Raw genomic sequence first — 22,539 nt, forward strand, 5'->3', positions numbered from 1 at the left:
CTTCATGCGAGACCAACTCTGGTCCCGGGCAACGCAGCTTTAGGCGCAAAGCCCGAATGAACGTTTAACGCCCACCTTCACCGCGCCGGCAATCGATCGGCAGGATGGGGTACGCGATCAGTCCTCTCGCGAGACTTTTTCCCGGCGTTCGTGGGCCTGCTGCGCTTCGACCGTCATCGTAGCGATCGGGCGGGCGATCAGGCGCCCCAGGCCGATCGGCTCGCCACTGACTTCGCAATAGCCGTATTCGCCGTCGTCGATCCGGCGCAGCGCCGATTCGATCTTGGTGATAAGCTTGCGCTGGCGATCGCGGGTGCGCAGTTCGATGCCCCAATCGGTTTCGCTGGAGGCGCGGTCGTTGAGATCGGCGTCGCGGATCGGGCCATCCTGCAACTGCTGCAACGTCCCGGCCGATGCGGCCAGGATCAGGCGCTTCCACGATGACAGCAGCTTACGGAAATATTCCTGCTGCGTCTCGTTCATGTAAGCTTCGTCGTCGGACGGAACGTAGGCGCCGCCGATTTCGCGCTTCGCCTTGGCAAGTACGTCAATCTCGTCAGTCAGGGCAGTCGCCATGTGATGAACTCCGCACCTTTTCACCGTGGGATCCGCGGCGCCCTGCCACCCCGGATGACCCGGTGATTGCCCCGCTTCCCAGGATGAGCGGGCCTATAAGTGCGGTGAGTAACGCGCACAAGCGCTGATGCTTAACCTGTGCGAAAAAGGTGCGTCTCGTCCGAATAGCGGACGTGCCGTTTACGATGTCACCGGATTAATTTCGCGCGTTAACCATTTGTAGAGCATGGTGACGCAGTTTGCACGTGGGCCGAGGGACCACAGGGGTTCGATCTCAGGCCGGGGATAACGTCCGATGAGCATTGCCTGGATTAACCAAGACGACTTCGCCTCCGCCATGGCGGCTACGCCATCCGACATCGAAGACGCACTCGTCGCGACCTGCCTCGCCGCTGCGGCGCAAGGCGACGTGACTGCATACTATGACCTTGGCGTCGCTTTTTCGACGGGCAGCCACGGCGCCGCCTGCGACCTGATCGAGGCGCACAAGTGGTTCAACCTGGCCGCGGTCGCCGGCCATGAGGAAGCCGGCATGTGCCGCGCCGACGTCGCCGAGGAAATGACCGCGCGTGAAATCGCCGAGGCCCAGCGACGCGCCCGCGAGTGGCTGGCCAGCACGATGCGCCGCGCCGCCTGATCACCGCGGCCGGTGCGGGCCGTCCGCTTGTGGCGAACGGCTCAGTCCTCCTTGCGGAAGGGCAGCTTTTCACCCAGCCACAGCCGGTCCTGCTCGACACCCTGGCGCTCACGCACCAGGAAATCGGCGATCGCCTCGCGAAAACCGTCGTGGACGATGTAGTGCGCCGATAGCGTGCTGACGGGTTCGTATCCGCGCGCCAGCTTGTGCCCGCCCTGGGCACCCGCCTCGACACGCGACAGGCCCAGCGCGATCGCCGCGTCGATCGCCTGGTAATAGCACAGCTCGAAATGCAGGAACGGCTTTTCGACTAGGGCGCCCCAGTAGCGGCCATAAAGCGCATCGCCGCCGATGAAGTTCAGCGCGCCGGCAACCGGCTCACCTTCGTCGAACGCCAGCACGAGCAGGATCCTGTCGGCCATCCGCTCGCCCAGCAGCGTAAACGCGTTGCGGGTGAGATAGGGCTGACCCCATTTGCGCTGTCCGGTGTCCTGGTAGAACTGCCAGAACGCATCCCAGTGCCGCTCCTCGATCTCGTCGCCGCGCAAGGCGCGGATTTCGATGCCTTCCTGCGCCTTCGCACGCTCCTTGCGCAGATCCTTGCGCTTGCGCGACGACAGCGCTTCGAGAAAATCGTCGAAGCTGGTGTAGTCGCGATTGGTCCAGTGAAACTGGGTATCCTCGCGAATCAGCCAACCAGCCGCCTCGAATAACGGCACCTGCTCGGGTTCGATGAACGTCGCATGTGCCGATGACAGCCCGCTTTGCACGCATAGCGCCTCGGCGGCGCGCAGCAGTGGCAAGGCCAGTTCGGGATCGCGGGTCAGCACTCGCGGGCCCGTCGCCGGGGTGAACGGCACGGCGATCTGCAGCTTGGGGTAATAGCTCCCCCCGGCCCGGTGCCAGGCATCGGCCCAGGCATGATCGAACACGTATTCGCCCTGGCTATGCTGTTTTACATAGGCGGGCAAAGCCCCGGCCAGAGCGCCGTACGGTCCCTCGATCACGATCGGCGCGGGCGACCAGCCGGTGCGACGTCCGACGCTGCCCGAATCCTCCATGGCCGCCAGAAAGGCATGGCTGACGAACGGATTGGCCCCATCGGTCAGCGCGTCCCACTCGGCGGCGGGAAGTCCCGCGACCCCGGTGGCGACTTTGGCGACCAGCTCGGTTTCGCTCACGCGTGCGCCTCCATCCGGACGGGTGCGATACCGTCGCCCTCGGCGATGGCGGCATCGGCGTGGCGGGCGGCACGCTCGCGAAGTTCGGCGTTGCGCACGGTCCACGTAGCGATCGCAAGCCCGCGCGCGCGCTGGGTGGCGGCAAACCGGCTTGGCAAATCGCGGACGTCATAGGCCAGAAAGTCGGGTCGGGCATGCCACAGCGCCAGCCGGCGGCGGAACCTGCCGACCAGTCCCGCGTCGTCGGCTTCCGACACGATGAGGCCACGCACCGTGTGCGCAGAATGGCGGCGGTACCAATGCGATACGCGCGGATCGAAGCTCATCACCGCATGCCGTCCGGCATATCCCTCCAGCACCCGGCGCACGGCAAGGCACAGCGCCGCGATATGCACGTCGCGGCGTGACTTGATCTCGATCAGCAGCGGCACCCGGCCGGCCACCAGCGTCAGCACCTTGCGCAAGGTGGGGATCGTGCCGCTGCCGCCGGTCAGGGCGATCCGCCCGAGCTGCTCGGCGCTGCGGCCGGCCACCGACCCCGATTCGCCGGTCAAGCGGTCAAGCTCCCAGTCGTGGAAGACCATCGCCTGCCCGTCACCCGATCGCTGGATATCGCACTCGATCCCCAGACCCCGCTCGATCGCAGCATCAATCGCGGCCAGCGAATTTTCGGGCAGACCCGCCGGACTGCCGGCACCATGCAAGCCACGATGGGCATAGTCCTGCGCGCCGATCCAAGCGATCCTGCGCGGATCGGGCGCCGGCGCGAACCAGTGATCAAGAAGCGCGAACGGCGACAATCGCATCGACCTCGACAGCGGCGCCAAGCGGCAGCACCGGCACGCCGACCGCGCTGCGGGCATGTTGTCCGGCCTCGCCGAAGACGGCGGCCATCAGCTCGGACGCGCCGTTGATCACCTTGGGCTGGTCGGTGAACGCGCCGGTCGAGTTGACGAACCCGCCCAGCTTGACGATCCGCTCGACCCGGTCAAGCGATCCCAGCGCTTTCTTGAGCTGCGCCAGGATCATCACGCCGCAAGCTTGGGCGGCCAGCACGCCGTCCTCGAGGCTGACGTCCTCGCCCAGTCGACCGGTCACCAACTGGCCGGAGATGAACGGCAATTGCCCCGACACATGCGCGAGCCCACCAGCGACCACGACCGGGACATAGGCCGCCACCGGCGCGGCCGGCTCGGGCAGCGTGAGGCCCAGCGCCGCGAGGCGTTGTTCGATCTGCTCGGCGGTCAATGGGCTGGTCATGCGTCTTCCTTCCGTTCGTCGCGAAGCTGGGCGCGTATCCATGGCAGCGCCTCTGCCCAGTTGTCGATCCGCGCGTGGGCATGCCCCGCCACGAACGCGCAACTGATGTTGGGCGCGATCAGCGGCTCGGCACACAAGTGCAGCCGCGCGACCTGCGGGGCGATCTCGCCCACCGAATCGTGATGCTGCGGCAGATCGTCGATGAACACGGCGCGGCTGGGCTGGTACTCGTCGAGGATGCGCTGCAACGCCGGACCCTTCGGCCCTTGATTGGTGAAGACCCGCAGGTCCAGTCCGTGTTCAAGCAACTGTCTGGTGCGCGCTTCCTGACGGAAATCCATGAGGTTGGTCAACACCACCACTTCGGCTTCCTCACGCAACGCGTTGATCGCGTCGATCGCGCCGGTGACCGCCGTCTGGCGGTGCATCTGATCGTCGAAGAAGCGGTTCAGCAAGGCCCAGATCTCGTCCTGTGGGATCGCCTCCCCCGATTGGGTGTAGCGCATGGCGCTGACGAAGTCGTGCCGCGCCATGTCGAAGGTGATACCCTCCTCCTCCGCCAGCCAGTCACGAAAATGCGATATCATGTAGAGCAGCACTTCGTCGCAGTCGGTGATGACCAGCGGACGGCCGGTTACGATCGGCTTCATGCGGCAAGCCTTTCGCGGGCGGTGACGATGTCCTGCGGGCGGCAACCCAGTTCCTCGGCGGCGGCGATCAGGTCCGGCTCGTGACCGCACAGGTACTCCAGCACCGCGGCGAGCGTCGACGGATAGGTCAGCGACGCGCGCAGTTCGTCCGGGGTGAGGCCGGTGAGATCGAGGAATCGGCTTGCGCGGTCCTCGTCCACGACGATCCAGCCCAGCGCGCTGAGCGCCAGGGTGTGGGGGTCCATGCTACCGGAGTTGTGTTGCTTGAGAATTGTCAGCCTCGCGTACGTGCCATAGAGGTCGGGAAATCGACCCGGTGGGTGCCGGGATCTAGATAGGGTCGCGATCCGAATGGCAAAGCGCATTCTTGTTGTCGAGGACAACGACCTCAATCGCAGGTTGTTCTGCGACGTGCTCAAAAGCCAGGGATTCGCGGTCGAACCCGTGGCGGATGGCCGCGATGCGCTGGAACGCGCGCGCCAGTTCGTGCCCAACCTGATCATCATGGATATCCAGTTGCCCAATGTGTCAGGTCTAGACCTGATCGAAGCGGCCAAGAAGGACGCGACCTTGCGCAGCATCCCGGTGCTGGCGGTGACCGCCTATGCCGGCAAGGGCGACGAGGAGCGGATCCGCGATGCCGGGGCCGAAGGCTACCTCGCCAAGCCGGTCTCGATCGGTCCGTTCATGCAGGCGGTACGGGCGTTGGTCTAGGCCGGACTTGACACGACACGCCGCGCGCCGCTTTTGCGCCCCATTCTGCGGCCATATGGCCCACAGACCTATCGGAGTACCCACATGGACCGCGAAGCCACCAAGGCCCGCATCGACGCCCTGATCGAGCCGTTCAACAAGAAGGGCATCGCCATCACCGACGCCACGCGCTTCACCGACGATCTCGAGCTCGACAGCCTGACGGTAATGGACTTCGTCGCCGCGATCGAGGACGATTTCGACATCATTATCTCGATGAACCAGCAGGCCGAGATCGAGAACTACGGCCAGCTGGTCGACGCCGTGATGAAGCTGAAGGGCTGAGCGAGCCATGACCGAAGCGATCAGCCAGCCCGACCGTCCCGAAACGATCGAGGGCGGCCAGCCCGACCTGTTCAGCAAGTTCGACCCCCTGATCCAGATGCGCGAGAACCTGCTCGCCTCAGGCGTCGAGGATCCGTTCAGCCTGGTGATGGAGCATGTGCTCTCGCCCACCACGGCGATCTGCAACGGGCGCGAGACGATCCTGCTCGGCACCTACAACTACATGGGCATGACATTCGACCCCGATGTGATCGCGGCGGGCAAGCAGGCGCTGGACGATTTCGGCTCGGGCACCACCGGCAGCCGCGTGCTCAACGGCACCTACTCCGGCCACCGCGCGGTCGAGCAGGCGCTGTGCGATTTCTACGCCATGGACCACGCGATGGTGTTCTCGACCGGATACCAGGCGAACCTGGGCATCATCTCGACGATCGCCGGCAAGGGCGACTACATCGTCCTCGACATCGACAGCCACGCCTCCATCTGGGACGGCTGCAAGATGGGCGACGCCGAGGTCGTGCCGTTCAAGCACAACGACATCGAAGCGATGGAAAAGCGCCTCAAGCGCATTCCCGAAGGCGCCGGCAAGCTGGTGATCCTCGAAGGCGTCTATTCGATGATGGGCGACATCGCCCCGCTCAAGGAAATGGTCGCGGTCGCCAGGAAGTACGGCGCGATGGTCTTGGTCGACGAGGCGCATTCGATGGGCTTCATCGGCCCCAACGGGCGCGGCGTGGCCGAGGATCAGGGCTGTCTGGACGACGTCGATTTCGTGATCGGCACCTTCTCCAAGTCGGTCGGCACCGTCGGCGGCTTCTGCGTCTCGAACCATCCCAAGTTCGAGATCATGCGCCTGGTCTGCCGCCCCTACGTGTTCACCGCCAGCCTGCCGCCCAGCGTCGTCGCCACCGCCTGCACCTCGATCCGCAAGCTGATGACGGCGGGCGACAAGCGGGCGCACTTGTGGGAGAACTCCCGCACCCTGCACAAGGCGCTTAAGGAAGCTGGTTTCCAGCTTGGCACCGAAACACCGCAGAGCGCGATCATCGCCGTCATCATGCCCGATCTGGAGCGTGGCGCGGCGATGTGGGAAGCGCTGCTGCACGAGGGGCTCTACGTGAACCTCGCAAGACCTCCGGCAACGCCCGCCAACATGACGCTGCTGCGCTGTTCGCTGTGCGCCGCCCACACCGCCGAACAGGTGCAGCAGATCATCGGCATGTTCCAGCGCGCCGGCGCGAAGGCCGGCATCCTCTAGCCGCCGTTCCGTATCAGCTGTGGGCGATCACCGTCATCGCGATGTTCGCCCACAGCGCGAAAAGGAACAACACGCCGAGCGAGAACATGCCGCCGCGCTGCGCCGGATTGTTGTTGGTCATGTGCACCAGGCTTTGTAGCACGCGCGCCACGGCATAGGCCCAGGCGAAATAGATCGTCCAGCGCCCGACCGCGCCCAGCACGAAGGCCGTAATGCACGCGGCATAGAAGAGCGTCGGCAGTTCGAACAGGTTGTCCCAATGGCGCGCACCCACAGCGGCCGCCTCGGGCTCCGGCGCGCCAAGATGCGCCCGGTAGTACGCCGGATCGTGCCCCGCCTTGATCGCCGCCGTACGGCCCAGCGCCAGCCGCACGAATGCGACCAGGGTAAGCGCGACCAGCACCAGCACTGGCAGGAATATATGGGTCTGATTGACGATGTACGGCACGAACGCAGCCTCCCTTATCGATTTTGATCGGGAGGATGCCCCTAGCTATGCGGCAGGGCAAGTGGCCTGCCCGTGACGATCAACAACGCTTGTGCCGCGTGATCGCAGTGGTGACGGTATCCGCAGCCGGCGTCAGCGAACGGCGAGTGGCCGCCCACCGCCGGCGGACGCCTGCGCTTCCAGTTCGGCCTTGGGCGCGCGCGTCGCAAAGTAGTCCTTGCCGTACTGGTTGTAGGCGAAAAACTCGGTGATCGGCACGGTATAGGCGCGCGATCCGTCAGCCAGCACCACGTCGTTGCCGGACAGATGATCGACGATGCCGACCGGCTTTCCACCCGCGTCATAGATCTGCATCCCACGCGACAGCTCTGTCCGCGCGATGTTGCGGACGGTCATCACGTTGTTCTGGTTCAGCGCCGCTTCGACGGCAGGATTGTCGGTCACGTCCTGCGCCACGACAGGAGCGGCCATGCCCAGCATCGCTGTCGCGGCCATAAGGATAATCTTGTTCATTCGCGTCTCTCGTGTTTGTCGGCCTGCCGATGGAATGCCGATCGGGCCCGACAAGTTGCACTTGCGAAGTCCCCAACCGAAATTAGGTGACTGCGCCCACCGTGCGGCTGCCAAGCCGTCAACTTGAATGAGAGATGGTGACGATGACGCCCGATTGCGAGCAAGCGCGCCATACGCCTTGTAAAAAGCGCTGACTCAACTGGCGTCTTTCTTGATCCAGTGCCGTCGATGCCACGATGAACCGCCAGCGAGTTGCGCTGATGCTGAATGCGCCATAAAGCATCTGGTGTCCCGCAATGGGATTACCATCACGTCATTTCATAGCTTCAGGCTCAGGCTCGTACCCACGCCATAATCGGCCGCGCCCTGCGTCAATCCGGCGCTGCCATAGATGGTCAACGTCAGCCGCTGTGACACCGGCCGGCTGACCGCACCGAACAGTTCATGCGAATCGGTGGCCAGGGCGCTGCTGGCCTGCCGGTAGTCATACGATCCGATCAGCACCGTCTTGCCGAGCAGCACGCTGGTGCCGACCGACGTCGACCATGAGTTTCGCAGGTCCGTACCCTTGGGCTGTCCGGGGATTCGGTAGCCGACGCTGATGAACGGGGTGAACTGGCCGACCGACTTGCTGACTTCGGCGGACACCGCGTAGTCGACCTTGCCGGTGCCGAGCGCGCGGGCACGTGATCCGGTCGGCAACTTTATCCTGCCACCCAGTTCGATCCCGATGCCAAGGGTCGACTCGGGGATCGTGTAGGCGGCGCCCACGCTCATGTCGCCGATCCCGTTGCGCGCGGTGCGCGGAGCGTCGGGATCGATGATGAAGCCGCCGTCGCCATCGGCCACGACCGCCGAGGATCCGGTGATGTGCAACCAGGGCACCGTTGCACTTACGCGCCAGTTTCCGGTGCGATACCGCACGCTCGCCGGCACGACGAGGATGTCGGTCTTCGTATCGCCGCCATAGGACCCGCTGGAGAAATCGGCGCCGACGGAGGCCACCGCCCCATCACCGCTGTTCGCCTTGACCTGCGTCGCGAAGACCAGCCCCAGCATCGCGCAGGCCGCGGCTACGCCGTGTTTCATCGCATCGTTACTCGCCAAGCGAAGTGGAGCGCGCTGGCGCGCCCCACTTCTTCATTGATGGACCGGATCAGCCGCGCGCGGCGAGGATCGCGGCGCGAGCATCCGCGGCGGCCTGCTTGGCAGCGGCACGGCCATCGGCCGTCGCCTGCTTGACCGCGGCCTTGACGTCCTGCGCTGCCTGCTTGGCGTTCACGCGCGCTTCTTCGGCCGACTGCTTGGCGGCGGCGCGGGCATCCTGCGCGGACTGGGCGTACTCCGAGCTCTTGGCGCGGGCGTCGGCCGCAGCCTGCTTGGCAGCGGCGCGGGCATCCTGCGCGGACTGAGCGTACTCAGAGCTCTTGGCGCGCGCATCTGCAGCAGCCTGCTTGGCAGCGGCGCGGCTGTCGGCCGCCGACTGCTTGGCGCTGCTGCGTGCGTCACTGGCCGCCTTGGTGGCCGCTGCGCGTGCTTCCTGCGATGCCAGGATTGCCGCGTCGCGGGCATCCTGTGCAGTCTGTGCCGAGGCGGTTCCGGCGTATCCCACAACGCCGGCTAGGGCGAGGATCGGGAGGAGGGAAAGGACTGACTTGTTCATGATGCTTCTCCGATTTTTCGGCATCGACCGGCCACCACGGGGGCGGGGCAACATGTCGATGCCTCCTTCCATCACCACGCGCCGGTGGAGAGCCGATGGAGGGTTTGTGGCCGAAGGCAGGCGCGCGACCGCTTGAAGCCGGCGCGCGCCCGACCGAGCGCAAGCATGCAAAAGCCGCCGGCAAGGTGCCGGCTCGGGGGACGGGGACCGATCGCCGCATCGTCCGCGCCGATATCCGATCATTCGAAGAGATTCGCCATGAACCGGACCCGCGCGGTCAGCGACGCGCGAGCGCTCGACGTTCAAGCTAGGCTATCGGCGCCTGCGCATCGCGGGCAAACGCAGCAATGACAGGGGGATCGATGACTGCGCCCCCTTGGTCATCAGAATCGGCCTGGATTACTCGGCTGCGACCGCCTCGCCGAACAATCCGGGCACCATTTCCACCGAGTCGTTCGCTTCGTCCCCATGGCGCACGTTGCGGCGCGAATCGAAGTTGTCCCACACGGTGTTCCAGTCGCCGCGGGTGGCACCCTTCGAGTACTCGGTTGCGCGCGTCTCGAAGAAGTTGGCATGCTCGACGCCGTTGAGCAGCGGCTGCAGCCAGGGCAGCGGGTGGTCTTCCTGCATGTAGATCGCCGGCAGGCCGAGCTGGTCCAGCCGCCAGTCGGCGATGTAGCGGATGTACTTCTTGATCTCCTTGGCGCTCATGCCGGGGACCGGGCCCTGCTCGAACGCCAGATCGATGAAGGCATCCTCCAGCCGCACCGTCTTCTGGCAGCAGTCGATGATGTCCTCCTTCACCGCCTTGGTCAGGCAACCGCGCTCCTTGGTGAAGGTGTGGAACAGCTTGGTGATGCCTTCGCAATGCAGGCTCTCGTCGCGGACCGACCAAGTGACGATCTGGCCCATGCCCTTCATCTTGTTGAAGCGCGGGAAGTTCATCAGCATCGCGAAGCTGGCGAACAGCTGCAGGCCTTCGGTGAAGCCGCCGAACATCGCCAGGGTGCGCGCGATATCCTCGTCGTTTTCCACCCCGAAGGTGTGCAGGTAGTCGTGCTTGGCGCGCAGTTCCTCGTATTCCAGGAACATGCCGTACTCGCTTTCGGGCATGCCGATGGTATCGAGCAAGTGGCTGTAGGCGGCGATGTGCACCGTCTCCATGTTGCTGAACGCGGCGAGCATCATCTTGATCTCGGTCGGCTTGAACACGCGCGCGTACTTGTCGTGATAGCAATCCTGCACCTCGACGTCGGCCTGCGTGAAGAAGCGGAAGATCTGGGTGAGCAGGTTGCGCTCGTGGTCCGAGATCTTCTGCGCCCAGTCGCGGCAATCCTCGCCCAGCGGCACTTCCTCGGGCATCCAGTGGATCTGCTGCTGGCGCTTCCACATGTCGTAGGCCCAGGGATACTCGAAGGGCTTGTAGGTCTTGCGGGCTTCGAGAAGGGGCATCGGTTAACTCCGGCAGGACTGGTGGCGGCGGGCGCGCCTTGGGAGGCGCTCACACGCGACCGGCGGCACGAGGCCACCGCGTTTCTCAGGAGATAAGCATTTTGGCGCAAATTGGGAGGGGGCTTAGGGGCATCGTTTGCCTTGTCCACAGTCGTGTGAACCACATGTTCTGGTGGTTCGGCCGCTCAACCAACCCCATGGCTTGTGGAGCCTTCGTGCATGCGCGTCGAGGGGATCGGCCTGAGAGCGGTAAAATGCGGCTCATTCCGGCGAGTCGCACCACATCCGATGTTCTTTGCTTGTTCCGCTCCATTTCTGGCAAGCGCCAATGTCTGCAAGCGGTCAAAACCAAGCCAGGTGGTTTGACGCATTCGCCATTCCGGGGAACCGCCCTGCCCGCCGGACATTCCCTTGATCATGACGCCGCGCCTGTCGCGATCCTATTACGAACGGAGCTTTCCCGTGAGCCAACGACAAACGCAGTCCCAATCCTGCCAGGGTCAATCGCAAAACCAGTCTCAAGGACAGTCGCAAAGCCAAGGCGCATCGTTATCCACGCCCGCCAAACCAGATCCCACCTCGCCCTACGATGGCCCCACTCCGGCAGCGATGCCGGAAAGGCGCCCCGATCATGTATCCGGATCGGATGGCCCCGAAGCCATGGAGCAGCCATACTTCTCCGAGGCGCAATCGACCCTGAGCGCTTATGCGCCGGTCGAGCGGCCGGGCGATCATACGTCGCAGCCCGAGGATCCCCTGCCCGCAAGTCTTGCCACGCGCCCCACCGAGCAGGCCGACAGCGCCCCCGTACCGACTTCGGCGCCCGGTTTCGAAACCGCGGAAGGGACGGTACGCAGTGGGATGATCGTGGTCGACAACGCCGGACAGACGATCGGCATCGTCTCGCGCATCGAAGGCGACAAGATGCGCCTGGCGTCGAACGATCCGCATGACGACAGCGATTCGTTCCTGCCGGTCAGCCTGATCGACGGGATCGACGGCAACCGTGTCCTGCTCGGCGGACGCGGCGATGCATCGTTCGGCATGTTGGGGGAATAATCGGAAACGCGCGTTATCGAGACCATCGGGCCTCGATAACGCCTTCGGCTTTGGCTAGCGCCAGAACCATCGCGGCTTCAGGGCGCGGCCAGCGCGGTTCCGCCACATCTGCACATAGAGCCACACGCCAGACCCGGCGAAGAACATCATCGCGAAACCGGACAGCAGCGAAATGATGGTGCCGACCGGACCGAACGTCTCGCCAGAATGCAAATGGTGGAACGTGCCCACGAGGGATCGCATGCCGCCTTCGGGACGTGGTGGCATGCAACGCCAACCTTGCGGACATACGAAGCCCGGCGGAGGCACGCTGCTCACCTCCGCCTTGGGCTCGTTACCGGGCCACAACACCGCCACCTGACTCAGGACGCCGGTCGCGGCGATCCAAAACAGGAAAAGTCCGAAGAATACCGAAAGCCAGCGGTGCCACTTGCGCATGCCAGAGCGTGTCCTTCATTGCCCGTATCCCACATGCTCAAGCAGCAACCGACCGTGCGATCAACCGATCGCTTGTCGCAGAATGGCGACGCGCCCGCTCAAGCGTCCGCCGGATCGGCGACGATCACGCCCAACGGTGTCTGCTGATGCTGCACGACATCCCATTCCTCGTGCGACAGGCGGCGTAGCGTGCTGGTGCACAGCGCGTGATAATGCTTGTCGCCACGGCTTGCCTGGACGCGATAGGCGATAACGATAAGGCCCTCCTGCGGGCGGCTCACCTGTGTGTCGAGCAGTTCCACCTCGTCCCACTTCGGCGTGTCCTGCACGGCCTGGGTCGCCTTTTCGCCAGCGTAGAGGAAAGGCTCTGCCGGCAGCGCCATCAGGCAATCCTTGCTCACCCGCTCATGATAGACCTCGTTTCCGCCGGTCCACAGTTCCCGCTCGAACTTCCAGATGCGTTCGTCGTCCATGTGCTTTCTCCCACCGGCGCCTTCGCGCGCCTCACGCAAAATCGGGCCGGATCATCGGAAAGAATAGCATCAGGCCCGCAGGCGGTTCCCTGCCCCCAAGGCCGTAGCGGCAATCCGAATTTCAGGGGAACGAAGAACGGCACACGCTGTTGGTGCTTCGTAACTGATAAACATTTAGCAGGAGCGACTTCATGTTCGAGAAACTTCGCATCAAGGAACACATGGAAATCACCGACAACGGTGGCCAGCATGTCGGAACCGTCGATGAAGTGGTGGATGATCGCATCAAGCTGACGCGCACCGACAGCGCCGATGGTGCACATCACTTCATCGCGATCGACCAGATCGATCGCATCGAGGACAACCGCATCTATCTCAAGCAAGGCACCCCGATCCCGCTTGGCCTGAACTGAGCTGACCGTCTTCGCGGCGGCCCTCCCCCCCCCTGCCGCCGCGCGATGGCCCCGGTGTCCCACAAGGATGCCGGGGTTTTTTCTTGATCATGGAAGAAAGGGCGCGCTAGCGGCGCCTGAACGGCAGGAGCGCGAGCAGCTTGCGCCACTTGAAGACCGCGAAACCCCCTCCGAACAGGCCGCCGGCCACGGCAGCAAGCTTGCCGACAAGCGCGGCGGTACCGGTCAGCGCGCCAACGGTCACGCCCCAGAACAGCTGCGAAAGGATGGCGACGACGGTTCCCATCCGCGCAACATCGTGCCCGTGCCACCAACAAGCAAGACGTTAGGCCGCAATCAAGCAGCCAGTGGTTCGGATATGCGATTCTGGCGCTGGTTTTCGCGCAAGGCGGCATAGCCTGCCAGGGCCGCCGATCCGACCAGCGAGAGAGCGTCCTCCACGAACGCCACCGGCGTGTCGCGGCCCAGCGCCTTGGCGATAACGGCGCGGGCGCGATAGCTGATATAGGCGCCAGCAAGGGCGCCGGCCACGCCGACGCCGGCTGCCAGCAACGCCTTGCCCGGACGCGCCGATGCGGCACCCGCCAGCGCGCCGCCGATCGCGCGGCCTGCAAGGCCGGCAGGCGAGGTACGATCGGGAATGCCGGGCTGCTTGTCGGCGATATACTCGCCCACCGCCGCCGCGCTCATGATCATGCCGGTCCACTTGGAGGTGAGGAACGACAGCGGCGTTCCTTGCAGACCCAGGCCACTGCCAGCCGCCGCGATGGTGACGGCGGCAGTCGGCGTGAACGTACGCTGCCCGTTCGCCATGCCCAGCAACAGCGGCACCGACACGTCCTCGATGGTGATACCGGCGCGCTCTTCGGCTGCGGCCACATTGCGGCTGCGCAGCGCCTTGCGCACCGCCTCGGTGACGATGCCGAACACCGCATGCGAGGCGAAGGCATAAAAATGCGTGCGCAGGCTGTAGCGCCATGCCGGTCTGGCAAATCCGGCCAATGGAACCGCGATCTGATCGATCAGCGTCGCACAGGCAAGTCCAAACGCCAGGCCGCGCCAGCGCGTGACGCCCGGTGCCGCTTCGGCAAAGGCACCATAGGCCGCACCCGTGATCGCGCCGGTGACGTAGTGTACCGCCGCCCCGCCGATCTCGCGATCCGCCCTGCGCAGCTTTGCCCCGGCCGCCAGCCGTGCAGCCCCTTGCGCCGCCTGCTCGGTCGCCGGCGGATTGGATCCCGACGGCTGAAACAGCGATGCCGAATAGGTCTGGAAGATCTCCATCACGGCCGAGCCGGCAAGGCCCGCGACCGCACCGGCGGCGGCGCCTTGCGCGACATCGACGGCGGTATCCACCTTGGGTCGCGTCGTCGTCTTAACGGTTTCGCCGGTGCTGGTTTCGAGAAGCATGTGATCGTCCTGTCCTGTCATGCCGCGCGGGCATTCAGAAGATGGACGTATCACGCGCAGAGCGGTTCCCATGCGAGCGGCAAAGCGCCTCACGCGAACGCTCCTGCGCCAACGATCCGCGTCCGACCGTGATCCGGCAAATAGCGGGGATCACGGTCGGACGGCGTGCCTTATTGGCAGGCGAGGCATTCATCGTAGTCGGTGGTTTCGCCCAGTTCGAACTTGGGTGCTTCGGGCGTGTTGTCCGCTTCCACCCCACCGGCAAACCCGGCGCGCTGCACCGACTTCGAGCGGAGGTAGTAAAGCGACTTGATGCCCTTCTCCCACGCCTGGAAGTGCAGCATCATCAGGTCCCACTTGTCGACATCGGCGGGGATGTAGAGGTTCAGCGACTGCGCCTGATCGATATAAGGCGTGCGATCGGCGGCGAATTCAAGCAGCCAGCGCTGGTCGATCTCGAAGCTGGTCTTGTAGACCGCCTTTTCCTCGGGGCTGAGGAAGTCGAGATGCTGGATCGATCCGCCATGCTCGAGGATTGAATTCCACACGTTGTTGGAATCCTTGCTCTTGGCCTGCAGCAGCTTCTCCAGATACGGGTTCTTGACCACGAAGCTGCCCGAGAGGGTCTTGTGGGTGTAGATGTTCGCCGGGATCGGCTCGATGCAGGCCGACGTGCCGCCGCAGATGATCGAGATCGACGCCGTCGGCGCGATCGCCATCTTGCAGCTGAAACGCTCCATCACGCCGACGTCCGCCGCGTCGGGGCACGGTCCGCGCTCCTTGGCCAGAAGCATCGAGGCCTCGTTGGCCTTCTGGTTGATGTACTGGAACATCTGCATGTTCAGCGCCTTGGCCATCGCGCTTTCGAAGGCGATGCCCTTTTTCTGCAGGTACGAGTGGAAGCCCATCACCCCCATGCCGACAGACCGCTCGCGCATGGCCGAGTACTTGGCGCGCGCCATCTCTGGCGGTGCCCGGTCGATGTAGTCCTGCAGCACGTTGTCGAGGAAACGCAGCACGTCCTCGATCAGGTGCTTTTCGCCCTTCCACTCTTCCCAGGTCTCCAGGTTGAGCGACGAGAGGCAGCACACGGCCGTGCGGTCGTTGCCAAGGTGATCGCGGCCCGTCGGTAGCGTGATTTCCGAGCACAGGTTCGACGTCGAGACCTTCAGGCCCAGTTCGCGGTGGTGGCGCGGCATGGCCCGATTCACGGTGTCGTTGAACACGATGTACGGTTCGCCCGTCGCCAGCCGCGTTTCGACCAGCTTCTGGAACAGCGAGCGTGCATCGACCGTGCTGCGCACCGAGCCATCCTTGGGGCTGCGCAGCGCGAACTCGGCGCCATCGCGTACCGCCTGCATGAACTCGTCGGTCAGCAGCACGCCATGGTGCAGGTTGAGCGCCTTGCGATTGAAGTCGCCCGAAGGCTTGCGGATCTCGAGGAACTCCTCGATCTCGGGGTGGGCGACGTCGAGATAGACCGCGGCCGAACCGCGCCGCAGCGACCCCTGACTGATCGCCAGCGTCAGCGAATCCATCACCCGTACGAACGGAATGATGCCGCTGGTCTTGCCGTTGAGGCCGACCGGCTCGCCGATACCGCGTACCGATCCCCAGTACGTGCCGATGCCGCCGCCACGCGAGGCCAGCCAGACGTTCTCGTTCCAGGTGGCGACGATGCCTTCCAGGCTGTCGTCCACCGAATTGAGATAGCACGAGATCGGCAAGCCGCGACCGGTACCGCCGTTCGACAGCACCGGCGTCGCCGGCATGAACCACAGCTTGGAAATGTAGTCGTAGATGCGCTGAGCGTGATCCTGATCGTCCGAATAGGCCGACGCGACACGGGCGAACAAATCCTGATAACTCTCACCGGGAAGCAGGTAACGATCGTCCAGCGTATCCTTGCCGAACTCGGTCAGCAGCGCATCGCGTGACGGATCGGTAACGATGTCGAAGCGGCGCACGTCGATCGACTTGGAATCGCCCTTGACCACCGGGGCGTGCACGGGCGCCTTCGCGATCGGTTCATCGGTGGCGACCTCGCCCTTTTCGGCTTCCGCCGCCGGGGTGCGACCCGCCTGCCGCGCCTTGACCGCAAAGGTCAGTTCGGCCTGACCACCGCCACTGGCATCCAGAACGTCCGTATCGCTCATATCACTGTTTCCGATCCGACCTTCGCTGCCGTTCCTGAAGTCCAAGTCGCGTCCCCTGTCTCGAATGACCTGCCGGTCCGAATCGAAGGCGCGCAAACAGCCTAACAGGATCAGTACGAAACAGGAACATTGCCCTGCTACCTACTCGTCCGTTCCGGCGGTTCGCCCATTTGCGATCCCGACCCGACCTTGCGGAGGGACAAACGGCCATCCGCGTTAATCTAGGTGTTGGTGCCCCTGCGTACAGCAGCCACTATATAGTGCGCCTTTACCCGGACGAAGCAAGGGGTGCGTGCATCAGTGCCGACGTCTCGATAGCGGTCAATGCGCGGCCCGCGACGCGTGGGAAGTCCTTCACTCTTGCGACATGCAATAGGCAAATCACGCCTGCGACGGCTTTCTTTTTCCACATCCGCGAGCGGCGAAGCGAATCGCATTTGCGACGAACGACATGGCCAAGGCGGGTTTCGTCCGACGCCCGCCCCGATCCATCCATGCAGGCTACGCTTTTTGCGTATCGGCAATCCGCAACCGCTTGCCCGATGCCGCGTTGCGCTGGCAGTCTGCAGGCTCATCCATGCGGGGAACTACGCCATGATCAATATTATCAGCGCTATTATCAGCGGCCTTGTCATCGGCGTGCTGGCGCGCTTCTTCTATCCCGGCTCGGTCAACATGGGCTGGATCGCGACACTGCTGCTGGGCATAGGCGGCTCGGTGCTGGCAGGGCTGGTGACGAGCCGGGGGTCGGGCGATTTCAATCGCGCCGGCTGTCTTGCCTCGATCGTCGGTGCGGTGGTGCTGATCTTCCTCGGCCGCCTGCTCAACATCGGCTGACGGCTGAGGCCGCGCCGGTGTGCCGATTTGCTCAGGGCACCAGCAGCGTGTCGACCGCTTCGGGCAGCGCGTCGGGATAATCGAGCGTGTAGTGCAGGCCGCGGCTTTCATGCCGCTTCAGAGCAGACACCACGATCAACTCGGCGCTTTGCAGCAGGTTGCGCAGTTCGATCAGGTCGGTGGAGACACGGAACTCGCGATAATAGGCCTCGATCTCGCGATTGAGCAGCTTGATGCGGTGTTGCGCGCGTTCGAGCCGCTTGGTGGTGCGCACGATGCCGACATAGTTCCACATGAACCGGCGGATTTCGGTCCAGTTCTGTTTGATGACGACCTCTTCGTCCGAATCGATGACGCGGCTTTCGTCCCAGGCGCGCACCGGCGGCGGCGCGTCGAAGGCGTCCCAATGGTCGAGGATGTGCGCCGCTGCCGCCTCGCCGAATACGAAGCATTCGAGCAGCGAATTGGAGGCGAGGCGATTGGCGCCATGCAGCCCGCTTTCGGTGCACTCGCCCGCGGCGTAGAGGCCGGGCAGATCGGTGCGGCCATCGAGGTCGATCAGGACGCCCCCGCAAGTATAGTGCTGCGCCGGCACTACCGGGATCGGCTCTCGCGTCATGTCGATGCCCAGGCCCAGCAGTTTCTCGTAAATGGTCGGGAAGTGATGCCGCACGAAGTCGGCGGGCTGGTGGCTGATGTCGAGGTGCACATAATCGAGGCCGAAGCGCTTGATCTGATCGTCGATCGCGCGCGCCACGATGTCGCGCGGGGCCAGTTCGGCGCGCTCGTCGTAGTCGGGCATGAAGCGGTGGCCGGTCTCGGGATGCTTGAGATGCCCGCCCTCGCCGCGCACCGCCTCGGTGACGAGGAAGTTCTTCACTTCGAGATTGTAGAGGCAGGTCGGGTGGAACTGCATCATCTCCATGTTGGAGACGCGCGCGCCCGCCCGCCAGGCCATGGCGATGCCGTCGCCGGTGGCGCCGCGCGGTGCGGTGCTGAACTGATAGACGCGGCCTGCGCCGCCCGTCGCCAGGATCGTCGCGCGGGCGGTGTGGGCCTCCACCCGGCCGCTCTCCTGGTCCAGCGCATAGACGCCCCAGACCCGCCCCGAGCCCGAGTAGCGCGCTTCGTGCCGCCCGGTGATCAGGTCGATACAGGCGCGGCCTGGCAACAAGGTGATGTTGGGATTGGCCTGCGCCGCGCGGATCAGCGCGGCCTGCACCGCCCAGCCAGTCGCATCGTCGACATGGACGATCCGGCGCTGCGAGTGGCCGCCTTCGCGGGTGAGGTGAAGCGCGTTCCCTTCGGTGTTGAAGGGGACGCCCAGTTCGGTCAGCCGCGCGATCGCATGCGGCGCGCGCTCGATCACGAACTCGACCGTGTCGAGCCGGTTGAGCCCGGCGCCGGCGACCATGGTGTCGCGAATATGCTCCTCGAAGGTGTCGCCAGCGTCGAGCACGGCGGCGATGCCGCCTTGCGCCCAGGCGGTGGAGCCTCCGGTTAGCTCACCCTTCGCAAGCACCAGCACCTTGAGCGTCTGCGCCAGCGCCAGGGCGGCGGTGAGGCCGGCGGCACCGGAACCCACGATGATGACGTCGTGATGCGGCGTTGCGCCATGGGGTAGGTCAGTCATCACGCTTCCTTGGCGGCAACCGACGATCCGGGCAACATCCTTGCGGGCCGGAAGGGCGTTAAGCCGCCGCGCTCGTCAGGCTGACGAACACGTCTTCGAGATCGGCCTCGCGCGTGGTCACGTCGATGATCGCGAACCCCTGCGCCTGCACCGAAGCGAGCACTTGACCCGCATTGCTGACGTCCTTGTTGTAAGTGATCGCGATCGAGCGTTCGCCCGTCTTCTCGCTCTTGATGAAGGCGGCATCGACCGGCATCTGGCCCATGTCGCGGTCCAGCGTCAGTTCCACCACCTTTTCGCGCGCCATGCCGACCAGTTCGCGCGTCGGCTTGTTGGCGATGCACTGGCCGTGGTTGATGATCGCGATCCGATCGCACAGCTCCTCGGCTTCTTCGAGGTAGTGAGTGGTCAGTACGATGGTGACACCCTCGGCGTTCATCTCGGCGACCAGCTGCCACAGCTGCCGCCGCAGTTCGACGTCGACGCCGGCGGTCGGCTCGTCCAGCACCAGCACGGGGGGCTGGTGCACCAGCGCCTTGGCGATCAGCAATCGCCGCTTCATGCCGCCTGACAGGGTGCGGGCGTAAGAGTTGCGCTTGTCCGAGAGGTGGACGGCGCGCAGCAGATCTTCGGACCGACGCAAGTGCTTGACGATGCCATAGAGACCCGCCTGATTCTCGAGCACTTCGTAGGGCGTGAAGAACGGATCGAACACGATCTCCTGCGGCACGATCCCGATCGAGCGCTTGGCGTTGCGCATGTTCTGGTCGATGTCGAAGCCCCAGATGTCGATCGAGCCCGACGTCTTCTGGACCAGCCCGGCCATGATGTTGATCAACGTCGACTTGCCGGCGCCGTTCGGCCCGAGCAGGCCGAAGATCTTGCCGGCCGGCACGTCGAAGCTGACGCCGTTCAACGCCAGCTTGCCCTCCGCGCCCTTGCTGGGCGCATAGCGCTTGACGACGTCGCGGATCGAGATGGCGGGTTGGTCGGTCATGTTCCGGCATTGGCGCAGGATCGGCAACGGGTAAAGGATTCGCAGCAAAGGAGCGCACGATGAGCGATCGCTTTCACGTCCTCACCGGAGGGCCCGGATCGGGCAAGAGCACCCTGATCGCGGCGTTGGCGGCGCAAGGCTTCGCACATATGCCCGAAGCCGGCCGCGCCATCATCCAGGATCAGGTCGCGATCGGCGGGTCGGCCCTGCCGTGGTCGGACCCGCGCGCCTTTGCCGAGCAGATGCTGTGCTGGGACCTGCGATCCCACCGCGAAGCGCGATCGCGCAGCGGTCCGGTCTTCTTCGATCGGGGCGTTCCGGACGTGCTCGGCTATCTTCGTCTTTCGAGCGTGCCGGTCCCGGTCCATCTGCAATGGGCGGCCGAATCGGTGCGATATGCCGACAAGGTCTTCGTGGCGCCTTTCTGGCCGGACATCTTTGCGCAGGATGCCGAGCGCAAGCAGGAGGCGCCGGAGGCCGAGGCGACGTGCCGCATCATGACCGAAACGTACGCCCAGCTCGGCTACACCATGATCGCGCTGCCGAAGGCGTGGTCGAGCGCGTCCGGTTCGTCCTTTCCCATCTTGCCATGTGATGATGGGCGACGTGATGATGGGCGACATTCGAACTGGCAAACCGGCGGCCGCATTGGTAAGCCGCTCCCCCATGATCCAGCCACCCGAAACCGTTTATACCGACAAGCGCCGCGTCTTCTGCGATGGCGCCACCAGCATCCGCGCCGGCGCCGCGCTGGGGCATCCGCGCGTCTATCTGGAGATCGACCAGAAGGGCTATGTCGAGTGCGGCTATTGCGACCGCCGCTTCGTGCTCAAGGGCGATCCGCACGCGCGCGGTGACAAGGAACTGTTCCCCGGCGACCTGCCCGAACCGGGCGACGCCTCGGTCGAGTAAGCAGGCCCGCGGCGGCACGCGCTTGATGCCGCTGGCGGAATCGATGTGCGGGCCTATATCTCTCCGATGGCTTCCGCACCCGACCCCCGCTCGCTCCTGTACCGTTCCGGCCAGCTCTCTCCCGACGAAGCGCAGGCGCTCGCCGCCGAGACGCTGAAGTCATGCGATGACGGTGAATTGTACCTTCAGTTCATCGCCTCCGAAGCATTCGGCTTCGACGATGGCCGGCTGAAGACCTGCGACTATTCGCGCGATGCCGGGTTCGGCCTGCGCGGGGTTTCGAGCGAGATGACCGGCTTTGCCCATGCCAATGACATCAGCGCCGCCGCGATCCGCCGCGCGGGCGAGACGCTCCGGTTGCTCGATCCGGCCAAGGGCGCGCGTCAGGCACCGCCACGCGCCAGCAATCGCCACCTCTACACCGATGCCTCGCCGCTCGACCTGGTGCCCTTCGCCGAGAAGGTGAAGCTGCTCGAGACGGTCGACGCCGCCGCTCGCGCTCGCGATCCGCGCGTGGCGCAAGTGTCGTGTTCGCTCACGGGCAGCTGGTCGGTGGTCGAGATCGTGCGCCCAGACGGCTTTGTCGCCACGGACGTTCGCCCGCTGGTGCGGCTCTCGATCTCGATCGTCGCCGAACAGAACGGTCGGCGCGAGACCGGCACTTTCGGCATGGGCGGCCGCTGGCTCTATGACGACCTGTTCGATCCCGCTCAATGGAATCGCGGCATTGACATCGCGCTCAGCCAGGCCTTGGTGAACCTCGAGAGCGTCGACGCGCCGGCGGGCGAGATGACCGTGCTGTGCGGCCCCGGCTGGCCTGGCGTGCTGCTGCACGAAGCGGTCGGCCATGGCCTGGAAGGCGACTTCAACCGTAAGGGTACCAGCGCCTTTTCCGGCCGCCTCGGCGAGCGGGTGGGCGCGCCCGGCGTCACCGTGGTCGACGATGGCTCGATCCTCAACCGTCGTGGTTCGCTCTCGATCGACGACGAGGGCACGCCCACGCAGGAGAACGTGCTGATCGAGGACGGCATCCTCAAGGGCTACATGCAGGACCGCCTCAACGCGCGCCTGATGGGTGTGCCCGCCACCGGCAACGGCCGGCGCGAAAGTTATGCCCATGTGCCGATGCCCCGGATGACCAACACCTTCATGAAGGGCGGCAACGACGATCCGGGCGAGCTGCTGTCGCGCATCAAGAACGGCATCTACGCCAAGTCGTTCGGTGGCGGCCAGGTCGACATCGTCTCGGGCAAGTTCGTGTTCTCCTGCACCGAGGCCTACAAGGTCGAAAACGGCAAGCTGGGTGCCCCGATCAAGGGTGCCACGCTGATCGGTGATGGGCCGTCGGTACTCACGCGGGTCAGCGGCATCGGCAACGATTTCGCGCTCGACGAAGGCGTGGGGGTATGCGGCAAGGGCGGACAGAGCGTGCCTGCCGGCGTCGGCCAGCCCAGCCTTTTGATCGAGGGGCTGACCGTCGGCGGTACCGCCTGAGCCCCGGCGCAGAGGATACAATCGCGGATCACGCGCGTTAC

The 22,539-nt window shown here is 64.8% G+C and carries 27 protein-coding genes and 1 pseudogene; 10 read left to right on the forward strand and 18 right to left on the reverse strand.

Translation table 11 applies throughout. From position 1 onward, the window contains the following. Positions 1–117: 117 nt before the first annotated feature. Positions 118–576 carry an RNA polymerase-binding protein DksA gene (gene dksA, locus ACXJ1Z_RS06005; protein WP_463780290.1) on the reverse strand — a complete coding sequence of 153 codons (459 nt, stop codon included), beginning with the start codon at positions 574–576 and terminating at the stop codon, positions 118–120. 295 nt (positions 577–871) lie between these two features. On the opposite strand from dksA, the gene ACXJ1Z_RS06010 reads away from it, so the two are divergent. Then, on the forward strand, positions 872–1,213 hold the full coding sequence (locus tag ACXJ1Z_RS06010; RefSeq protein WP_463780291.1) for an SEL1-like repeat protein: 342 nt from the start codon (positions 872–874) through the stop codon (positions 1,211–1,213). A gap of 41 nt (positions 1,214–1,254) precedes the next feature. Here the strand turns inward: ACXJ1Z_RS06010 and ACXJ1Z_RS06015 are convergent, their stop codons facing one another. From ACXJ1Z_RS06015 to ACXJ1Z_RS06035, 5 genes are read right to left on the reverse strand one after another with little or no spacing between them, the layout of a single operon-like run. Continuing rightward, the gene (locus ACXJ1Z_RS06015) at positions 1,255–2,394 is read right to left on the reverse strand and encodes a GNAT family N-acetyltransferase (protein WP_463780293.1); all 1,140 of its coding nucleotides are present in this window, start codon (positions 2,392–2,394) and stop codon (positions 1,255–1,257) included. Continuing rightward, positions 2,391–3,200 (reverse strand): glycerophosphodiester phosphodiesterase family protein, encoded by an 810-nt coding sequence (locus ACXJ1Z_RS06020; RefSeq protein ID WP_463780294.1) that lies wholly within the window; start codon positions 3,198–3,200, stop codon positions 2,391–2,393. Before ACXJ1Z_RS06020 ends, ACXJ1Z_RS06015 begins: the two co-directional genes overlap by 4 nt. After that, on the reverse strand, positions 3,172–3,654 hold the full coding sequence (locus tag ACXJ1Z_RS06025; protein ID WP_463780295.1) for a RidA family protein: 483 nt from the start codon (positions 3,652–3,654) through the stop codon (positions 3,172–3,174). Before ACXJ1Z_RS06025 ends, ACXJ1Z_RS06020 begins: the two co-directional genes overlap by 29 nt. Then, on the reverse strand, positions 3,651–4,304 hold the full coding sequence (locus ACXJ1Z_RS06030) for an HAD family hydrolase (RefSeq protein ID WP_463780297.1): 654 nt from the start codon (positions 4,302–4,304) through the stop codon (positions 3,651–3,653). Before ACXJ1Z_RS06030 ends, ACXJ1Z_RS06025 begins: the two co-directional genes overlap by 4 nt. Further along, the gene (locus ACXJ1Z_RS06035) at positions 4,301–4,549 is read right to left on the reverse strand and encodes a DUF3572 domain-containing protein (RefSeq protein WP_463780298.1); all 249 of its coding nucleotides are present in this window, start codon (positions 4,547–4,549) and stop codon (positions 4,301–4,303) included. The genes ACXJ1Z_RS06030 and ACXJ1Z_RS06035 overlap by 4 nt, the downstream gene beginning before the upstream one ends. Before the next feature lie 106 nt (positions 4,550–4,655). Between ACXJ1Z_RS06035 and ACXJ1Z_RS06040 the strand changes: the two genes are divergently transcribed. From ACXJ1Z_RS06040 to spt, 3 genes are all read left to right on the forward strand, one after another. After that, entirely contained in the window at positions 4,656–5,018 is a 363-nt protein-coding gene (locus ACXJ1Z_RS06040; RefSeq protein ID WP_463780300.1) for a response regulator, read from the forward strand. Between the two features lie 84 nt (positions 5,019–5,102). Beyond that, positions 5,103–5,342 (forward strand): acyl carrier protein, encoded by a 240-nt coding sequence (locus tag ACXJ1Z_RS06045; protein WP_463780302.1) that lies wholly within the window; start codon positions 5,103–5,105, stop codon positions 5,340–5,342. A gap of 7 nt (positions 5,343–5,349) precedes the next feature. Further along, the gene (gene spt, locus ACXJ1Z_RS06050) at positions 5,350–6,600 is read left to right on the forward strand and encodes a serine palmitoyltransferase (protein WP_463780305.1); all 1,251 of its coding nucleotides are present in this window, start codon (positions 5,350–5,352) and stop codon (positions 6,598–6,600) included. A 13-nt stretch (positions 6,601–6,613) separates the two neighbouring features. Here the strand turns inward: spt and ACXJ1Z_RS06055 are convergent, their stop codons facing one another. The 5 genes from ACXJ1Z_RS06055 to ACXJ1Z_RS06075 form a co-directional block, all read right to left on the reverse strand. Next, positions 6,614–7,048, reverse strand: a complete 435-nt coding sequence (locus ACXJ1Z_RS06055) for an MAPEG family protein (protein WP_463780307.1) — start codon at positions 7,046–7,048, stop codon at positions 6,614–6,616. 132 nt (positions 7,049–7,180) lie between these two features. Then, complete coding sequence (locus ACXJ1Z_RS06060) at positions 7,181–7,561, reverse strand: hypothetical protein (RefSeq protein ID WP_463780308.1); 381 nt, start codon at positions 7,559–7,561, stop codon at positions 7,181–7,183. 318 nt (positions 7,562–7,879) lie between these two features. Then, positions 7,880–8,650, reverse strand: coding sequence for a transporter (locus ACXJ1Z_RS06065; protein WP_463780310.1), 771 nt, complete (start codon positions 8,648–8,650; stop codon positions 7,880–7,882). Between the two features lie 67 nt (positions 8,651–8,717). Next, positions 8,718–9,224 carry a hypothetical protein gene (locus ACXJ1Z_RS06070; protein ID WP_463780312.1) on the reverse strand — a complete coding sequence of 169 codons (507 nt, stop codon included), beginning with the start codon at positions 9,222–9,224 and terminating at the stop codon, positions 8,718–8,720. Positions 9,225–9,623: 399 nt separating this feature from the next. Further along, the gene (locus ACXJ1Z_RS06075) at positions 9,624–10,676 is read right to left on the reverse strand and encodes a ribonucleotide-diphosphate reductase subunit beta (RefSeq protein WP_463780313.1); all 1,053 of its coding nucleotides are present in this window, start codon (positions 10,674–10,676) and stop codon (positions 9,624–9,626) included. Positions 10,677–11,285: 609 nt separating this feature from the next. On the opposite strand from ACXJ1Z_RS06075, the gene ACXJ1Z_RS06080 reads away from it, so the two are divergent. After that, positions 11,286–11,735 carry a DUF2171 domain-containing protein gene (locus tag ACXJ1Z_RS06080; RefSeq protein WP_463780315.1) on the forward strand — a complete coding sequence of 150 codons (450 nt, stop codon included), beginning with the start codon at positions 11,286–11,288 and terminating at the stop codon, positions 11,733–11,735. 54 nt (positions 11,736–11,789) lie between these two features. Here the strand turns inward: ACXJ1Z_RS06080 and ACXJ1Z_RS06085 are convergent, their stop codons facing one another. Beyond that, positions 11,790–12,173: a PepSY domain-containing protein gene (locus ACXJ1Z_RS06085; RefSeq protein WP_463780317.1), complete on the reverse strand. Its 384-nt coding sequence runs from the start codon at positions 12,171–12,173 to the stop codon at positions 11,790–11,792. A 98-nt stretch (positions 12,174–12,271) separates the two neighbouring features. After that, complete coding sequence (locus tag ACXJ1Z_RS06090) at positions 12,272–12,646, reverse strand: DUF4440 domain-containing protein (protein WP_463780318.1); 375 nt, start codon at positions 12,644–12,646, stop codon at positions 12,272–12,274. Between the two features lie 191 nt (positions 12,647–12,837). Between ACXJ1Z_RS06090 and ACXJ1Z_RS06095 the strand changes: the two genes are divergently transcribed. Next, positions 12,838–13,059 carry a DUF2171 domain-containing protein gene (locus ACXJ1Z_RS06095; protein ID WP_463780320.1) on the forward strand — a complete coding sequence of 74 codons (222 nt, stop codon included), beginning with the start codon at positions 12,838–12,840 and terminating at the stop codon, positions 13,057–13,059. 106 nt (positions 13,060–13,165) lie between these two features. Here the strand turns inward: ACXJ1Z_RS06095 and ACXJ1Z_RS06100 are convergent, their stop codons facing one another. The 3 genes from ACXJ1Z_RS06100 to ACXJ1Z_RS06110 all read right to left on the reverse strand — a co-directional run bounded on the left by ACXJ1Z_RS06100 (position 13,166) and on the right by ACXJ1Z_RS06110 (position 16,625). Beyond that, positions 13,166–13,345, reverse strand: coding sequence for a hypothetical protein (locus tag ACXJ1Z_RS06100; RefSeq protein ID WP_463780322.1), 180 nt, complete (start codon positions 13,343–13,345; stop codon positions 13,166–13,168). Between the two features lie 50 nt (positions 13,346–13,395). Beyond that, positions 13,396–14,469, reverse strand: a complete 1,074-nt coding sequence (locus tag ACXJ1Z_RS06105) for a DUF1440 domain-containing protein (RefSeq protein ID WP_463780324.1) — start codon at positions 14,467–14,469, stop codon at positions 13,396–13,398. 170 nt (positions 14,470–14,639) lie between these two features. After that, the gene (locus ACXJ1Z_RS06110; protein ID WP_463780325.1) at positions 14,640–16,625 is read right to left on the reverse strand and encodes a ribonucleoside-diphosphate reductase subunit alpha; all 1,986 of its coding nucleotides are present in this window, start codon (positions 16,623–16,625) and stop codon (positions 14,640–14,642) included. A gap of 510 nt (positions 16,626–17,135) precedes the next feature. Between ACXJ1Z_RS06110 and ACXJ1Z_RS06115 the strand changes: the two genes are divergently transcribed. Then, on the forward strand, positions 17,136–17,462 hold the full coding sequence (locus ACXJ1Z_RS06115; protein WP_463780327.1) for a GlsB/YeaQ/YmgE family stress response membrane protein: 327 nt from the start codon (positions 17,136–17,138) through the stop codon (positions 17,460–17,462). Positions 17,463–17,493: 31 nt separating this feature from the next. Here ACXJ1Z_RS06115 and nadB read toward each other — a convergent pair whose 3' ends face one another. Further along, positions 17,494–19,095 (reverse strand): L-aspartate oxidase, encoded by a 1,602-nt coding sequence (nadB, locus tag ACXJ1Z_RS06120; protein WP_463780329.1) that lies wholly within the window; start codon positions 19,093–19,095, stop codon positions 17,494–17,496. Between the two features lie 58 nt (positions 19,096–19,153). Continuing rightward, complete coding sequence (locus ACXJ1Z_RS06125; RefSeq protein ID WP_463780330.1) at positions 19,154–20,092, reverse strand: ABC transporter ATP-binding protein; 939 nt, start codon at positions 20,090–20,092, stop codon at positions 19,154–19,156. A 59-nt stretch (positions 20,093–20,151) separates the two neighbouring features. Between ACXJ1Z_RS06125 and ACXJ1Z_RS06130 the strand changes: the two are divergent. The 3 genes and pseudogenes from ACXJ1Z_RS06130 to tldD form a co-directional block, all read left to right on the forward strand. Further along, positions 20,152–20,580 (forward strand): annotated as a pseudogene (locus tag ACXJ1Z_RS06130) (AAA family ATPase); the annotation flags it as partial. A gap of 178 nt (positions 20,581–20,758) precedes the next feature. Then, on the forward strand, positions 20,759–21,004 hold the full coding sequence (locus ACXJ1Z_RS06135; protein WP_463780332.1) for a zinc-finger domain-containing protein: 246 nt from the start codon (positions 20,759–20,761) through the stop codon (positions 21,002–21,004). Between the two features lie 66 nt (positions 21,005–21,070). Then, positions 21,071–22,498: a metalloprotease TldD gene (tldD, locus tag ACXJ1Z_RS06140; RefSeq protein WP_463780333.1), complete on the forward strand. Its 1,428-nt coding sequence runs from the start codon at positions 21,071–21,073 to the stop codon at positions 22,496–22,498. The last annotated feature ends 41 nt before the right edge of the window (positions 22,499–22,539 follow it).

The organism is Novosphingobium sp. TK46 (genome assembly GCF_055361525.1).

Coding starts and splice junctions, on each gene's coding strand:
- ACXJ1Z_RS06105 (WP_463780324.1), bottom strand. CDS start 14,469: ATGCTTCTCGAAACCAGCACCGGCGAAACCGTTAAGACGACGACGCGA.
- ACXJ1Z_RS06010 (WP_463780291.1), top strand. CDS start 872: ATGAGCATTGCCTGGATTAACCAAGACGACTTCGCCTCCGCCATGGCG.
- ACXJ1Z_RS06085 (WP_463780317.1), bottom strand. CDS start 12,173: ATGCGCAAGTGGCACCGCTGGCTTTCGGTATTCTTCGGACTTTTCCTG.
- ACXJ1Z_RS06080 (WP_463780315.1), top strand. CDS start 11,286: ATGCCGGAAAGGCGCCCCGATCATGTATCCGGATCGGATGGCCCCGAA.
- dksA (WP_463780290.1), bottom strand. CDS start 576: ATGGCGACTGCCCTGACTGACGAGATTGACGTACTTGCCAAGGCGAAG.
- tldD (WP_463780333.1), top strand. CDS start 21,071: ATGGCTTCCGCACCCGACCCCCGCTCGCTCCTGTACCGTTCCGGCCAG.
- ACXJ1Z_RS06095 (WP_463780320.1), top strand. CDS start 12,838: ATGTTCGAGAAACTTCGCATCAAGGAACACATGGAAATCACCGACAAC.
- ACXJ1Z_RS06125 (WP_463780330.1), bottom strand. CDS start 20,092: ATGACCGACCAACCCGCCATCTCGATCCGCGACGTCGTCAAGCGCTAT.
- ACXJ1Z_RS06030 (WP_463780297.1), bottom strand. CDS start 4,304: ATGAAGCCGATCGTAACCGGCCGTCCGCTGGTCATCACCGACTGCGAC.
- ACXJ1Z_RS06075 (WP_463780313.1), bottom strand. CDS start 10,676: ATGCCCCTTCTCGAAGCCCGCAAGACCTACAAGCCCTTCGAGTATCCC.
- ACXJ1Z_RS06100 (WP_463780322.1), bottom strand. CDS start 13,345: ATGGGAACCGTCGTCGCCATCCTTTCGCAGCTGTTCTGGGGCGTGACC.
- ACXJ1Z_RS06110 (WP_463780325.1), bottom strand. CDS start 16,625: ATGAGCGATACGGACGTTCTGGATGCCAGTGGCGGTGGTCAGGCCGAA.
- ACXJ1Z_RS06065 (WP_463780310.1), bottom strand. CDS start 8,650: ATGAAACACGGCGTAGCCGCGGCCTGCGCGATGCTGGGGCTGGTCTTC.
- ACXJ1Z_RS06090 (WP_463780318.1), bottom strand. CDS start 12,646: ATGGACGACGAACGCATCTGGAAGTTCGAGCGGGAACTGTGGACCGGC.
- nadB (WP_463780329.1), bottom strand. CDS start 19,095: ATGACTGACCTACCCCATGGCGCAACGCCGCATCACGACGTCATCATC.
- ACXJ1Z_RS06035 (WP_463780298.1), bottom strand. CDS start 4,549: ATGGACCCCCACACCCTGGCGCTCAGCGCGCTGGGCTGGATCGTCGTG.
- ACXJ1Z_RS06070 (WP_463780312.1), bottom strand. CDS start 9,224: ATGAACAAGTCAGTCCTTTCCCTCCTCCCGATCCTCGCCCTAGCCGGC.
- ACXJ1Z_RS06020 (WP_463780294.1), bottom strand. CDS start 3,200: ATGCGATTGTCGCCGTTCGCGCTTCTTGATCACTGGTTCGCGCCGGCG.
- ACXJ1Z_RS06040 (WP_463780300.1), top strand. CDS start 4,656: ATGGCAAAGCGCATTCTTGTTGTCGAGGACAACGACCTCAATCGCAGG.
- ACXJ1Z_RS06060 (WP_463780308.1), bottom strand. CDS start 7,561: ATGAACAAGATTATCCTTATGGCCGCGACAGCGATGCTGGGCATGGCC.
- ACXJ1Z_RS06135 (WP_463780332.1), top strand. CDS start 20,759: ATGATCCAGCCACCCGAAACCGTTTATACCGACAAGCGCCGCGTCTTC.
- ACXJ1Z_RS06025 (WP_463780295.1), bottom strand. CDS start 3,654: ATGACCAGCCCATTGACCGCCGAGCAGATCGAACAACGCCTCGCGGCG.
- ACXJ1Z_RS06045 (WP_463780302.1), top strand. CDS start 5,103: ATGGACCGCGAAGCCACCAAGGCCCGCATCGACGCCCTGATCGAGCCG.
- spt (WP_463780305.1), top strand. CDS start 5,350: ATGACCGAAGCGATCAGCCAGCCCGACCGTCCCGAAACGATCGAGGGC.